Origin of the sequence: Streptomyces sp. NEAU-sy36, assembly GCF_013423905.1 — a bacterium.
GTDB classification, from domain to species: Bacteria; Actinomycetota; Actinomycetes; order Streptomycetales; family Streptomycetaceae; genus Streptomyces; species Streptomyces misionensis.
The window spans coordinates 3,696,115-3,709,333 of record NZ_CP058977.1; the positions used below are offsets into that span (position 1 = coordinate 3,696,115).

Below are 13,219 nucleotides of genomic sequence, written 5' to 3' on the forward strand. Positions count from 1 at the left end.
CATGCCCGCATGAACAGCGCGGACGAGGAGCGGAACCCGCTCGGGGAACGGGATCTTCCCGACTGGCGGGTGCTCGTCGTCGGGGGCGCGTCGGGAATGGGGAAGACCGGTGTCGGCCGGGCACTGGCGCGGCGGTACGGCATTCCCGTCGTGGAGGCCGACGACATCGTGGAGGCCCTCCTCGCGGTGACCCTGCCCGAGCATCTGCCGGAGATCCACTTCTGGCGTACTCACCCCGAAGCCGCCCGCCAGGCGCCCGAGTCGGTGGTCGAGCGGCAGATCGCGATCGCGCGGGCACTGGCACCGGCGATCGACGCGGTGGTCGCCAACCACGTGGACACCGACACCCCGGTGATCCTGGAAGGCGACTACATCCTGCCCGCACCGGCGACGCCGGAAGACCGGGTCCGCGCCGTCTTCCTGCACGAAGACGACGAGGCGCAGGTGACGGCCAACTACCTGCGACGGGAACCGGAGGCCGGACCGCAGCGCCATCGCGCACGGGTCAGCGTGCTGTACGGCCGGTGGCTCGCCGCGCAGGCACGGGCAGCCGGCGTGCCGGTCGTCGCGCCGCGCCCGTGGGAGGACCTGACCGGCCGTGTCGTCGAGGCGGCGGCGCTCCCGCGCCCGTCGTCGGCGCTCGACGCCTGCGTGAACTGAACGCGCACGCGATCGGCACGCCGCTCCGCGGGAGTTACGCGGTGAGCGGCGTGCCGGACGAGGCGGAGAGGGCAGGATTCGAACCTGCGTGGACCCTTGCGGATCCGACCCCGAGGCGTGCTCGCCGGTCCCCGATCAACCACTCCGGGCACCTCTCCTCGCTCCCGGCCCCGGTGATCTCCGGGGCTGTTCACGTGAAAGAGAGTGACACGGGCCCCTGACACGGGACTGACATGTCGAAGACCGGGGCGAGGGCGCCGGTGCCCCGAACCGCCGGTGCGGTCACTTGCCGGTGCCGGTGTGGTAGCCGACGGGGTCGACGTAGACGTCGGGGGCGTTGCCGGCGGTGGCGGGGACGGTGATGTTCAGGCCGTCGAGGTCCATGACGTCGAAGACGGTCTCGTCGGGCGGGGTGACGGCGAGCTTGGTGTAGGTCTTGCCGGAGCCGCTGGTGTCGGGGATGTAGTGGAGGAGGAAGCGGGTCTCCTCGCCGGGGGCGATGGTGACGGCGGGCGCGGTGGTGTCGGTGCGGGCGGCGTCGGGGCCTTCGTCGCCCAGGCCGTCGGCACCGAGGAGTTGGACGCCGGGGAAGCCGTGCATGCTGCAGGTGGTGGAGCCGGTGTTCTTCAGGTTGACGACGATCTCGTTCGCGACTCCCGCGGAGGCGGCGCTGAAGCCGAGGTGCGCGGTCTTGCACGGAGCGCCCGACGCGGCGGTCCCGGTCCGGGCGGCGGCCTTCTTCCCGGTGCCGCCGCCGGTGCCGGCTCCCGTGCCGGCGCTGCCACCGGTGCCGGTCCCGGTGTTGCCGCCGGTGTCGCCGGAGGTGCCGGAGGAGGACGCGCCGGCCGTGCCCTGGCCGCCCGTGGAGCCGCTCGCGGAAGCCGACGTGCTGCCCTGTGCCGCCGTGCTCGAACCGTCGCTGCCGCCGCACGCGGTCAATGAGAGGCCCGCCGCGGCGACGATCACGGCGAGGGCGGAGATCTTCCTGACACGCATGTGCACTCCTGCGAAGTGGTCTGGTCCGGCCCGCTCGAACCGGCGAGCCGCTGTCGTTCGTCTTCGCAGATGCCTGCTGGGAGGCGGGCCGTTGCGATGCCGGTCGAATCAAGATGCCGCTGTGACAGGCGAGTTGATGATCGGTGACAACCGCTTGCGCGAACCGGGACGAACCCGGTGAACGGGTGTGGACGACGGGACTGGACCGAGGCACTGAGCCGACGACGGCGACCACCGGCACCACCCCACGACACCGTCGGCGCAGGGCGCCTCCGGTGGCACGGGCGCCGCGTCGGGCAGCCCTGCTTGTCCGTGGCGGCTCAGGCCGGGACCCGGTGGGCGCCGGACCCGGAGCGAGGTGGCGTCACCGGACCGTGAGCCGGATCGTTCCGGGGAGGGCTGCTCCGCCGGTGTGACGGGCGGTGATCGCCGGCCTTCCTCCACCACGCGCGGGCCTCAGGTGCGGACGCGTGCCCGTCGCGTCGGACGGCTGCCGCACGTGTGCCCCGCGGTCGCGGGCCGGCGTGCGCCCCCGTGAAAGGGCGTCCATCTGATGGCCCCAATGAGTGGGCCCGGGCGTTTGGTCTCGCGGTCTTCCGTCAACACACTGGCCATGACTGGCAACCTGCCTCCCCGGCCGAGCGGTCCCGCCTGCCGGGTCGCGCGGGCGCACACGGTGGTGGCGGAGCCACGGCTCGGCGCCGGTCCGGAAGCCGTGGCGGTGGACACCGCGGCGCGCCGCGCCTATGTGGCCTGTTCCCGCGACGACGCGGTCGTCGCCGTGGACCTCGACCGCTGCGTTCCGGTGTGGCGGGCCGACGTGGGAAGAGAACCGATCCCCGTCGTGCTGGATCTGCCGAGCCGACGGCTGTTCACGGCCGACGCCCGCTCCGACACCGTCACCGTCCTCGACGCCGACACCGCCGTACGTGTCGCACGGATCCCCGTCGGGAAGGACGCCTACCCGGCGGGGCTGGGACACGACCCGCAACGCCGGCGGATCTTCTGCGGCAACACCGCGGCCGGCACGATCACGGCCATCGACGCCGACCGCCTGGAGGTGATCGGTACGGTTCCCGCCGAGCTGGGAGCCGGAAGCATCGCCGTGGACGGCCGTCGGGGGCACGGGTACTGCGCCAACTTCATGTCCGCCTCGGTGACCGTGTTCGACACGGAGACCCTGCGCCCCCTGGAGCGGATCGCCGTCGGCGAAGGGCCGTGCAAGGTCGTCGTCAACCCCGTGGTCGACCAGCTCTACGTGGCCGGTTCCCTGCACGGCACAGTGCTGAGGCTTTCCCTCGCTACGGGACGCCCCCTGGGCGAAGTGAGGGTGGAGCGGGCCCCCGTCGGCATGTGCGTGGCACCGGACGGAAGCCGGTTGTACGTCTGCAACCGGGGTGCGGGGACCGTCAGCGTCATCGATGCCGTCGGCGGAACGGAGACGCACCGCATCACCGTCGGCAACGGCCCGGGCGACTGCCAGATCGACGCCTCCTCCGGGCGGCTGCTGGTCTCGAACGCCGGAAGCGGCACGCTCACCGTGGTGGACCGGCCGTGGCTGCCCGGTGCCGAGCGGCCGCCCACCCACGCCGCGGTCGGCAGGAGGCTCCCCGAGTTCGCTCTGCCGGACGCCCGCACCGGCGAGGTGCGTACGACGAGGGAATGGGCGGAGAAGAGATACCTGATCAACTTCTTCGCCAGCTGGTGAGGCCCCTGCAACGCGGAGGCGCCGGTCATCGAGGAACTGCGCCTGCGTACCGCCCGGTCCGGGCTGGACTTCATCCATATCAACGTGTGGGAGACGCGCCACGCGCGCGCCGAGGCGCTCGCCTTCGCCGACGTGTGGAACGTCGCGGGACCGATCCTGTTGGACGAGACCGGCGACTACGCCGCCGCGCTCGGCATCACCGGAGTCCCGACCAACGTCCTGGTCGACGCGCGGGGAATCGTGCGGGCGGTCGGTGCGGTGACCCCCGCCGAGCTGGAACAGGCCGTTCGCGCGTTGCTGGCGGAGTGACACCACGCCTCAGGTGCCATCAGGGCCGGGCTGGGGAGCGGCGAGGAGGTCTGTGATGTCCCGACCGGCCAGACGTGGCGCCGCTGCGGCGGCCCGCGCCGACCGGCGAAGGAGCCCTGTGCGGCCCCGGACGGCCCGGCGGCGATCCGGGCCGCCGCGACATCCTGCCTGGGGGATGGCTGCCGGCGCCCTGTGCGTGTCCGCGTCCGCGGTGCTGCTGGGACTCGCCCGCACCGACCCGGGGACGGCCTCGTTCTACCGCTGTGTTCTGGCGCTGCCGGCGCTGGTGGGGCTGGCGCTGCCGGAGCGTCGCCGGAAGGGGCCACCGTCCCGCGGACAGTACGGCCTCGCGCTGCTCGCGGGCGCCGCGTTCGCCTGGGACATGCTGCTGTGGACCCAGGCGATCGCCGAGGTCGGCGCGGGCCTGTCCACCGTGCTGGTCAACGTGCAGGTGGTGCTGGTTCCCTTGCTGGCCTGGGCGATCGACCGGGAGCCGGTGCCGCGTTCCTTTCTGCTCTGGGTGCCGGTGATCCTCTTGGGCGTCGTGCTCACCGGAGGGGTGGTGGAGGGCGGCGCGTCCGGCAGCGACCCGCGGGCGGGCACGCTCCACGCGGTGCTGGCGGCCGTGTGCTATTCGGTGTTCCTGTTCCTGCTGCGACGCGGTGGCCACCGCGGACTCGTCCGGCAGCGCTACGTCCTGGTGATCGTCTGCGCCGCGGTGGTGTCGCTGGTGGCCGGCCGGTTCTCCTACGGGCTGGATCTCACACCCGGCTGGCAGGTCATGGGCCTGCTGCTGGCGGTGGCGGTCTCCAGCCAGGTGGTGGGGTGGCTGCTGGTCGCCTCGACCTCACCGATGCTGAGCAGCCATGTCGGGGCCGTGCTGTTGCTCCTGACGCCGGTGGGAGCGGTCGCGCTGGGCGCGGTCGTACTGGGCGAACGGCCCACCACATTGCAACTGGCCGGCTGCGTCCTGATCCTGATCAGCGCCTACTGCGCAGCCGCCCGGGAGATCCGCCCGCGCCGCCCGAGCCGCCCGCCGGATCGTCCGGCGATCCGGCGGGGGAGGCCCGGTGAACGATGAGCGGCGCGACCGGCGACGTGTCCGCCGCCGTCGACGCGTGGCGACGGTGCTGGTCGCGGCTGTGCACGGGTGGCCGTGACCAGTACCGCCGAAACAGCCCTCGGACGACGTCGAATGCGTTGCCCTCGGGTCCTGCACGGTGGCGCGTACAGCCCCGTGTCCGGGGCGTCGCGCCTGGTGTCACATCACGGCATCGGTGCGCAGTGGGCCGGCGGTGATGTGGATCGTGCGGATCGTCCCGCTGTCGTCGAGGCGGTACAGGTGCATGAACGGCGCCCGTACGGTGGTGTCCGGGGCGGTCTTCTTCGCCATGGTGGCCTCCCCGCGCAGGAACAGGACCCCGTCGGGGGCCTCCCAGCACTCCAGGACGGTGTGCTCGATGTGCAGCGGCTCGTCGATCTTGACGAAGAACGCTTTCATGGCCTCGGCACCCACCACGTGGGCGGTGCCGAAGAACATCTCGGTGTCGTCGGTGATCCGGGTGAAACCCTCGCCGAAATCGAGGGTGTCGATCTCGCGCATGAGCTGGCGGACCCATGTCGGCACGGGAGCCGGGGCGGCATGTCGCGTCATTGTTGTTCTCCTCGCTGTCTTCCTGTGATCCGCTGCCGCCCTCGCCGTCGGGTCAGGCGGCAAGACGGGCGCCGAGGAAGGCGTCGATCGTCGCGTTGACCTCTTCGGGGTTCTCCCGCGCGGCCAGGTGGCCGGTGTGCGGCAGCACGCGGAAGGTGCTGCCCTCGATGGCGTCGGCCATGCTCCGCACCGCGTGCACGGGGAACTGGCTGTCTTCCTCCCCGGCGACTCGTGGATACGGGAGATCGACGGTTTGTCCTGTCCGGCCCGAAGTCAACCACCAAGGGGGGAACGGGGGCTGACGGGCCATCTGCTCACCACACAGCCGCTCGCGACCAACTGAGCACCCGACGGCGAACATCCTCGGGAAGTTCCGTGCGGGGCCTCGCGAGCGCGGTTCGTTCGTGCCATGGTGACGACTGAGACGCGGGCGCGGCGTTGCGGCTCTCATGGCTCGACGTGCTTTCCGGGGGGGGGCGAGGTGGCGGGGTTACCGACGCCGGAGGCGGCGGCGTTCGCACAGTGGCTGCGGAGACTGGTGGACGGACGACCGCATCGCGAGTTGCGGGACGCCTGCCGTGTCGGTGACGCGGTGTGGGACCAGTACCTCAGCGGTCGGCTGCTGCCCGGGCCGAGCGAGGGAGACGAGTTCGTCCGAACACTGGTGGACCGTTGTGTCACCGACCCACGACAACGGGAGCAGGCGTACGGCGAGGGTGCCGCCTGGCTGCGCCGAGCATGGGAGGCCGAACACGGCCGACCGCCGGTGACGATGCCGAAACCACCGCCCTTCCCGCCCCTCCCGGCAGCGCCGCCCCGGCCGTCCGGCCTCCCGCCGCGGCCGGGACCGCGACGCCGGCAGCGCCGCCTGCTGTACGTCGGCTACCTCGCCGCTCCCCTCGGCTACTGCGTCTACGTGATCGAAACGCATGCCGGACAGTGGGTTCACCTCCCCGCCGTGGGCATACTCTGGTGGGCCTTGACCCTCGGTGGTCTGGCGGCCGGCATCCGGCTGGTCTCCTCCACGCCGCCCGCGACCGGTGCTCGCCGGCGGGCCGTCGCCTGCACCGTCTGGTGCGGCGCCTGGTTGCTCTATTGCTGGCTGTTCTACCGAGGCCAGGTGTCCTGGCTGCCGGGGATCGAACCCTGAGCGCAGAGCGGACCGACACGTGCGGCGGCCGCGCCGGCGGCGGCGGTCCGCGTCTTGCCCGATTACCTGGTGGCTCTCTTCCTGGGCGTCGCGGCGTACGGCTACCGCGACCTCGCGACACGGAGGATGCGGCAGGCGGGCGATTGAGGCGGCCAAGCCGTCACCGCGCACGCCTGCGGGCCCGTGCCGTTACGTCCGCATACCACCGGCGACCAGCGCGCACGAGCACTCGGCTACCCGCTTCCTCGCTCGATTCGAGCGTCTCGCCGCTTGAATCACGCGCGCTGATCCGGCATTGTGCTTGAAATCAGTGCGAGGCCTGCGGTTCACGTGGGCGGGAGAGGTGCTTCATGGACGAGATCGACCGGGCCATCCTGCGGGAGCTGCAGGTCGACGGCCGGATCCCGTACGCCGACCTGGGGCCGAAGGTCGGGTTGTCGCCCTCGGCCGCGAGGCTCCGGCTGCAGCGGCTGATCGACACCAAGGCGGTCCAGGTCGTCGGAGTGACCGACCCGATGACCATGGGGCAGCAGGCGATGGCGCTCCTCGGCTTGCGCGTCGACGGCGATCCCCGGGCGGTCGCCGACGAGCTGTCCCGGCACGACGAAGTCGTGTACACGGTCCTGACGGCCGGCGGCTTCGATCTGTTCGTGGAGGTGGTGTGCGGTCAGCCCCGGGAGCTGCTGGACTTCATCAACGACGTCGTGCGGCCCGTCGAGGGGGTCACGACGGTGGAGAACTTCCCCTACTTCGGAATCCACACGCACCGTTTCCTGTGGCACGTCGACTGAGACGTCCGAGCACCCCAGCCCTGTCTGCCCGCACCAGCCGAGGAACCCCGCATGCTGTCCGACGAGTACCGCACGATCGACTTCTTCACCGAGGACGCCCTTCCCGTGCCCCGCGTGACACCGGCCGAGGCGGAGCGCATCGCATCCGAGCACCTCGGCAGCAGGGCGCGCGCACAAGCGCTGGGCAGCCAGCAGGACGCCAACTTCCTGCTCCACGACGACGGCACGCCCGCGGCGGTGCTGAAGATCGCCAACCCCGCCTTCGGTCCGACGGAGATCGACGCCCAGGACGCGGCGGCCGACCTGGTCGCCGCCGCCTGCCCGGAACTGCGCGTCGCCACCGTGCTGCGCCGCCCCGACGGCTCCCCGCGGCGCACGACGGTGGACACCGGGAACGGTCCGGCCGTCGCGCGCCTGCTGCGCCACCTGCCCGGCGGCACGCTCTCCGGACCTCGGCACCTGTCACCGGCCACGGTGGCGGCCATGGGCACGATCGCCGCAGAGGTCAGCACCGCCCTGCGCGGCTTTCGGCACCCGGGCCTCGACCGCGTGCTCCAGTGGGACCCGCGGCACGCGGACCGCGTCGTCGCCAAGCTCGCCGGGCACATCGACGAGCCCGACCGGCGTGCCGCCGTCCAGGACGCGACCGCCGAGGCCTGGGCGCGCGTCCAGGAGGTCGCCGCCGCGCTGCCGTCGCAGGCCGTGCATCTGGACCTCACCGACGACAACCTGATCCGCCGTCCCGGCACCCGCCCGCCCATGCCGGACGGGGTCATCGACTTCGGTGACGTGACCGAGAGCTGGGCGGTCGGCGAACTCGCCGTGACACTGTCCTCACTGCTGCACCATGACGGCATCGAGCCTCACCACGTGCTGCCGGCCGTCCGCGCCTTCCACACCGTTCGGCCACTCACCCCTCAGGAGGCGGAGGCGTTGTGGCCGCTGGTGATCCTGCGCGCCGCCGTCCTGGTGGTCAGCGGGCGCCAGCAGGCCGCCGTCGACGAGGACAACGCCTACGCCGAGGCCGCGCTCGACCGCGAGTGGCGCATATTCGAACAGGCCACCCGGCTGCCCCTGCCGGTGATGACCGGCCTCGTCAGGGACGCGACCGGCACGGCCGACGCGCCCGCCGCGACCGCGCGGGCCGACACCCCGGTGCGCCCTCTCCTGCGCGGCATCGCCGCCGCCGACATCTCTCTCCTCGACCTGTCCACCGAGGCCGATTGCATGGACCACGGCTCCTGGACGGACCCCGGCACCGAGGACCGGCTGGCGGCCTCCGCACTCGCGGGCGGCGCGGCCGCGGTCGCCACCCGGTACGCCCGTGCGCGGCTCACCCGGGCGCAGGTGCTGTCGGTGGCGTCGACCGCCACGGTGCCCACCGGGATCGACCTCTGGCTCGGCCGGGACGCCGTGCTCCAGGCGCCCGCCGCGGGCAGGGTCCTCACCACGGCACCGGACCGGCTGGAACTCACCCACGGCACAAGGGTGTTGTCGCTGTCCTTCGCCCGGGAGGGCCGGCCCCTGGTCGGCGCCGGGGCGACGGTGCGGCCGGGCGAGGACATCGCCCGTCTCGGCTCCGGCGCCATGGTCCATGTCGCGCTGCGCGACGCCGACGGCCCCGCCGTCCCGCACCTGGTCCGGCCCGAGTACGCCGCCGGCTGGCTCGCGCTCACCGCCGACCCCGCGCCCCTCCTCGGCCTCCCGGCCGACTTTGACCGTGCGCGCGACGGGGACCTGCTCGACCGGCGCGCCGCCGCGTTCGCCACCGTGCAGGGGCACTACTACGCCGACCCGCCCCGCATCGAGCGGGGTTGGCGCCACCATCTGCTGTCCACCGAGGGCCGCGCGTACCTTGACATCGTCAACAACGTCACCCCGCTGGGCCACGCCCACCCCCGCGTCGAGCAGGCGGTCTCCCGGCAGTTGCGGAGGCTCAACACCAACTCGCGCTTCCACTACGCCTCCGTGGTGGAGTTCACCGAACGCCTCGCCCAACTGCTTCCCGACCCACTGGACACGGTGTTCCTCGTCAACTCCGGCTCCGAGGCGGTGGACCTGGGCCTCCGGCTGGCCATCGGCGCCTCCGGCCTGCACGACGTCGTCGCACTGCGCGAGGCGTACCACGGCTGGACGTACGCCTCCGACGCCGTCTCCACGTCGCTCCAGGACAACCCCAACGCCCTGGCCACCCGCCCGAGTTGGGTGCACACCGTGGACTCGCCCAACTCCTACCGGGGCCGGCACCGCGGGACGGACGCCGTGCGCTACGCGCCGGAGGCCGTCGCGGTGATCGACGAACTGGCCGCTTCCGGCCGCCCGGCGGGGGCGTTCATCGGCGAGACCTTCTACGGCAACGCCGGCGGCGTCGCCCTCCCCGACGGCTACCTCGCCGAGGTGTACGCGGCGGTGCGCCGCCACGGCGGCCTCGCCGTCGCCGACGAGGTGCAGGTCGGCTACGGCCGCCTGGGGCACTGGTTCTGGGGCTTCGAGCAGCAGGGTGTCGTGCCCGACATCGTCTGCGTGGCCAAGGCCATGGGCAACGGCCACCCCCTCGGAGCCGTCATCACCTCCAAGGAGGTCGCCGACCGCTACCGCGAGCAGGGCTACTTCTTCTCCTCCACCGGCGGCAGCCCCGTCTCCAGCATCGTCGGCCTCACCGTCCTGGACACCCTGCGCGACGAGGACCTCCAGGGCAACGCGGTGCGCGTCGGCAGTCATCTGAAACGGCGGCTGGAAGCGCTGGCCGAGCGCTACGGCATCGTCGGCGCCGTCCACGGATCCGGCCTCTACCTGGGCCTCGAACTCGTCCGGGACCGCACCACCCTGGAGCCCGCCACCGAGGAGACCGCCGAACTCTGCGACCGCATGCTCGACCTCGGCGTCATCGTCCAGCCCACCGGTGACCATCTCAACATCCTGAAGATCAAGCCGCCGCTGTGCATCGACTCCGCCGCCGCGGACTTCTTCGCCGACATGCTCGACCTGGCCCTCGCCCAACTCGGCCACGGCCACACCGGGTGACACCCGGCGCGGGCGGAGGCCTGCCGCCGCCCGCGCGTCAACACCGTCGGCCTCCGGTGCGAGGCAGTCGGCTGGGCCGCGCAGCGCCGGAGTGAGGGCGTGTGCGGGTCTCGGACGGGGCGGGGGCAGCGGGCGCGGGCGAGGGGCTGCCGCCAGGACCGGGACGCCGTGTCAGCTCTGCTGCGCCTCCCACTGTTCCCTGGTGATCTCGTACCGTACGCCGCCGTGCTCGGAGCCCTCGACCATCTCCATGTCGGAGGGAGTGGGGATGGTGTCCGCGAGGGACATGCCGAGCTTCTGCATGACGTTGCGCGAACCGCGGTTCACGGACATCGTCTCGGCCCAGACCATGCGCACGCCCAGCTCCGTGAACGCCTTGGCCAGCAAGGCCCGTGAGCCCTCGGTGGCATAGCCCCTGCCCCAAGCCGCCCGCCGCAGCCGGTAGCCGAGTTCGACCTCGTCCAGCGGGCCCTGCGGCTCGGGACGCAGGATGAACCAGCCTATGAACGCGCCGCCGTCCTTCTCGTGCGCGGCGAACAGTCCGAGGTCGCCGCCCCACTTGTCGTAGCCGGCGAGGATGTTCGGCAGATGGAGCCCGCGAACGGTTTCCGGCGGGGTGGGACTGCCGCCGGTCAGATAGCGCATCACCGCCGGGTCGCTGTCCAGCTCGATCAGCAGGTCCGCGTCATCGGCAGTGAAGCGGCGCAGGGTGAGGCGCTCGGTCTCCAGGTAGGTGTCCACGAGCAGATCATGCCGGGAGCAGGCCGAGCGGCCCAACGGTTTTCCCGCGGCTCAGGCGCTCCGACGCGCCCTACGACGTCGACCGGATCGCGGAGATGTCGAACTGCAGCCGGACCTTCTCGCTCACCATGGTGCCGCCTGCCTTGAGCCGCTGGTTGTAGACCAGACCCCACTCGGTGCGGTCGATGGTGGTGGTGCCGTCGAAGCCGGCTCGCTCGAAGCCGAACGGGTCCAGGACGGAGCCGAGGTAGTCGAGTTGCAGGTCGACGGGCCGGGTGACGTCCCGGATGGTGAGGTCGCCGGTCATGCGGAAGGTCTCTCCGCCCTCGTGGACGGTGGAGGTGCTGCGGAAGGTCATCTCCGGGTACCGGCGCGCGTCGAAGAAGTCGGCGCCGATGATGTGCGCGTCCCTCTGCTCCACGCCCGTGTCGACGCTGGCCACCCGGATGACGAGTTCGGCCCGCGACTCGGAGGGCTGGGCTCCGTCGAAGTACAACGCGCTGTCGTAGTCGGCGAAGGCGCCCCGGACCGTCGTGACCATGGCGTGCCGTACGGAGAATCCGATGCGGCTGTGCGGGCGGTCGATGGTCCATCGCCCGGTCAGGGCTCGAAGCGCCGGGTCGAGAGCGACACCCCGGGACGCGGCCTCCGCGACGGAGGCCCCGGTGCCGGCAGCCGGGGCCGGCTCGCTGACGGCGGTCTGGCGTCGGCCGAAGATACCCATGATCGTGAGCCCTTTCCCATCCGATTGCTCTGTGCTGTCAAGATGTCGCCGGGGCGCCGCCCCGATCGGTGACCCGGCCCGAGGCGAACGCGGTCGACGGTGGAGCCACGTACGAACGGAACGCGCGTGCCGTTCCGCGCCCGCGTCGGGCGACCCCCGGTGAGGGGTTACTGCGGTGGCGTGGGCGTGTCGTGGGTGCGGTACATCGCCTGTACGTCCAACTCCAGCTGGACGGTCGGTCCGACGACGGCGATACCGCGGGCGAGCATGGAGCGCCAGTTGAGAGTGAAGTCCTCCCGGTGGAGTTCGGCCTTCGCGAGGGCCGCGCAGCGCAGTTCCTGCTCGTAGCCCCCGTTGATCGATCCGAGGTAGGTGGTGTCGAGGCCGACGGAGCGGCTGGTGCCGTGCATGGTGAGGGTGCCGTGCAGGGTCCACTTGGAGCCGCCGCGGTGGGCGAACCGGGTGCTGGTGAAGTCGATGTACGGGTAGCGTTCGACGTCCAGGAAGTCGGCGGAACGCAGGTGGTTGTCGCGGGTGTTGTTGCCCGTCGTGACGCTGGAGGCGTCGATGCGAACCGCCACCTGGGAGTCGGCCATGTTCGGAGCGACGCGGATGCTGCCCTGGAAACGGGTGAACCGCCCGTGGACATGAGCCATGCCCACGTGTTTGGCGATGAACCGGATCGCGGTGTGCGGAGGGTCGAACAGCCAGGTACCGGCTGTCGGGAGTTCCATCTGGCGGGCGGGCTGGAGCGTGATGCGCGCGGCCGGCAGAGCCACCCCGGCCGCGATGTCGAGGTTCTCGCGGGCGGGGGACAGGCCCTCGGCCGCGATCATCACGCTGTAGGAGCCGGGTGGCAGCGTCGCTATGAAGTAGCCGTGGGGGTCGGTGGTGCCACGCGTCGCGACCCGGTGGCTGTCCAGCGCGGTCACGGTGACCTCGGCCCCGCCCATGGGCTGCCCCATGGGATCGAGCACCTCGAAGCCGAAGGCCCCGGCACCGGGCGGCAGGGGGACCGAGATGCTCGACACGCCACCGGAGGCACCACCCGAACGCCGACGACGGAGCAGCCCGAGAGCCATGGAGTTCACCCTTCTTCCCCTGCGTCCCGGTCACGCGACTCGCTCGGAGTTCTTGCATTCGCGGTCGCCAGGAATCGTCGACGACAGGAGGACGGACGCAAAGCCAGTAGTTCGCCGACGATCATAAAGCCCTCCGCGAGCAGTTCACTCGAGTCTGTGTGGAAGCCGCGCAAGCTGCTTGGGGGCGGGTGCGAGGCCACATATCGGTACATCGGCCGGCCATATCGCCACAGCTCGATTGGTTGCTTTGCGGAAAAGCTGTGGTGAAGGACACGGGAATGGGCCCGGATATTCACAAGCGGTCTGCGGTTTCCTCACGGACCTGACACAGAACTCGCCGCGCCGAGCACCAGGGGGAGGGTGGGCAGGTCCCCGCAATT

At 71.7% G+C, this 13,219-nt stretch carries 13 protein-coding genes and 1 tRNA gene; 7 read left to right on the forward strand and 7 right to left on the reverse strand.

Features of this window, described 5'->3' with window-relative positions:
• Nucleotides 1-9 precede the first annotated feature (9 nt).
• The gene (locus HZZ00_RS17085; RefSeq protein ID WP_257585845.1) at nucleotides 10-660 is read left to right on the forward strand and encodes a hypothetical protein; all 651 of its coding nucleotides are present in this window, start codon (nucleotides 10-12) and stop codon (nucleotides 658-660) included.
• 63 nt (nucleotides 661-723) lie between these two features.
• Here HZZ00_RS17085 and HZZ00_RS17090 read toward each other — a convergent pair.
• A tRNA-OTHER gene (locus HZZ00_RS17090) sits at nucleotides 724-818 on the reverse strand.
• Between the two features lie 124 nt (nucleotides 819-942).
• A complete protein-coding gene (locus tag HZZ00_RS17095) occupies nucleotides 943-1,656 on the reverse strand; it encodes a DUF4232 domain-containing protein (RefSeq protein WP_180332995.1) in 714 nt (237 codons plus the stop codon).
• Nucleotides 1,657-2,269: 613 nt separating this feature from the next.
• On the opposite strand from HZZ00_RS17095, the gene HZZ00_RS17100 reads away from it, so the two are divergent.
• The 3 genes from HZZ00_RS17100 (at nucleotide 2,270) to HZZ00_RS17110 (ending at nucleotide 4,754) form a co-directional block, all read left to right on the forward strand.
• Nucleotides 2,270-3,364: a hypothetical protein gene (locus tag HZZ00_RS17100; protein WP_180332996.1), complete on the forward strand. Its 1,095-nt coding sequence runs from the start codon at nucleotides 2,270-2,272 to the stop codon at nucleotides 3,362-3,364.
• A gap of 42 nt (nucleotides 3,365-3,406) precedes the next feature.
• Complete coding sequence (locus HZZ00_RS17105) at nucleotides 3,407-3,673, forward strand: thioredoxin fold domain-containing protein (RefSeq protein ID WP_306856190.1); 267 nt, start codon at nucleotides 3,407-3,409, stop codon at nucleotides 3,671-3,673.
• Between the two features lie 175 nt (nucleotides 3,674-3,848).
• The gene (locus HZZ00_RS17110) at nucleotides 3,849-4,754 is read left to right on the forward strand and encodes a DMT family transporter (protein WP_180332997.1); all 906 of its coding nucleotides are present in this window, start codon (nucleotides 3,849-3,851) and stop codon (nucleotides 4,752-4,754) included.
• Nucleotides 4,755-4,934: 180 nt separating this feature from the next.
• Here the strand turns inward: HZZ00_RS17110 and HZZ00_RS17115 are convergent, their stop codons facing one another.
• Entirely contained in the window at nucleotides 4,935-5,327 is a 393-nt protein-coding gene (locus HZZ00_RS17115) for a nuclear transport factor 2 family protein (protein ID WP_180332998.1), read from the reverse strand.
• A gap of 52 nt (nucleotides 5,328-5,379) precedes the next feature.
• A complete protein-coding gene (locus HZZ00_RS17120; protein ID WP_257585846.1) occupies nucleotides 5,380-5,508 on the reverse strand; it encodes an alpha/beta fold hydrolase in 129 nt (42 codons plus the stop codon).
• Between the two features lie 357 nt (nucleotides 5,509-5,865).
• On the opposite strand from HZZ00_RS17120, the gene HZZ00_RS17125 reads away from it, so the two are divergent.
• From HZZ00_RS17125 to HZZ00_RS17135, 3 genes are all read left to right on the forward strand, one after another.
• Nucleotides 5,866-6,477 (forward strand): hypothetical protein, encoded by a 612-nt coding sequence (locus HZZ00_RS17125; protein WP_180332999.1) that lies wholly within the window; start codon nucleotides 5,866-5,868, stop codon nucleotides 6,475-6,477.
• Nucleotides 6,478-6,827: 350 nt separating this feature from the next.
• Entirely contained in the window at nucleotides 6,828-7,268 is a 441-nt protein-coding gene (locus HZZ00_RS17130; RefSeq protein WP_180333000.1) for an Lrp/AsnC family transcriptional regulator, read from the forward strand.
• 51 nt (nucleotides 7,269-7,319) lie between these two features.
• A complete protein-coding gene (locus HZZ00_RS17135; RefSeq protein WP_180333001.1) occupies nucleotides 7,320-10,292 on the forward strand; it encodes an aminotransferase in 2,973 nt (990 codons plus the stop codon).
• 171 nt (nucleotides 10,293-10,463) lie between these two features.
• Here the strand turns inward: HZZ00_RS17135 and HZZ00_RS17140 are convergent, their stop codons facing one another.
• The 3 genes from HZZ00_RS17140 to HZZ00_RS17150 all read right to left on the reverse strand — a co-directional run bounded on the left by HZZ00_RS17140 (nucleotide 10,464) and on the right by HZZ00_RS17150 (nucleotide 12,839).
• Nucleotides 10,464-11,033: a GNAT family N-acetyltransferase gene (locus HZZ00_RS17140; protein ID WP_180333002.1), complete on the reverse strand. Its 570-nt coding sequence runs from the start codon at nucleotides 11,031-11,033 to the stop codon at nucleotides 10,464-10,466.
• A gap of 70 nt (nucleotides 11,034-11,103) precedes the next feature.
• On the reverse strand, nucleotides 11,104-11,757 hold the full coding sequence (locus HZZ00_RS17145) for a YceI family protein (protein ID WP_180333003.1): 654 nt from the start codon (nucleotides 11,755-11,757) through the stop codon (nucleotides 11,104-11,106).
• 167 nt (nucleotides 11,758-11,924) lie between these two features.
• Entirely contained in the window at nucleotides 11,925-12,839 is a 915-nt protein-coding gene (locus tag HZZ00_RS17150; protein ID WP_180333004.1) for a YceI family protein, read from the reverse strand.
• Between the last annotated feature and the right edge of the window lie 380 nt (nucleotides 12,840-13,219).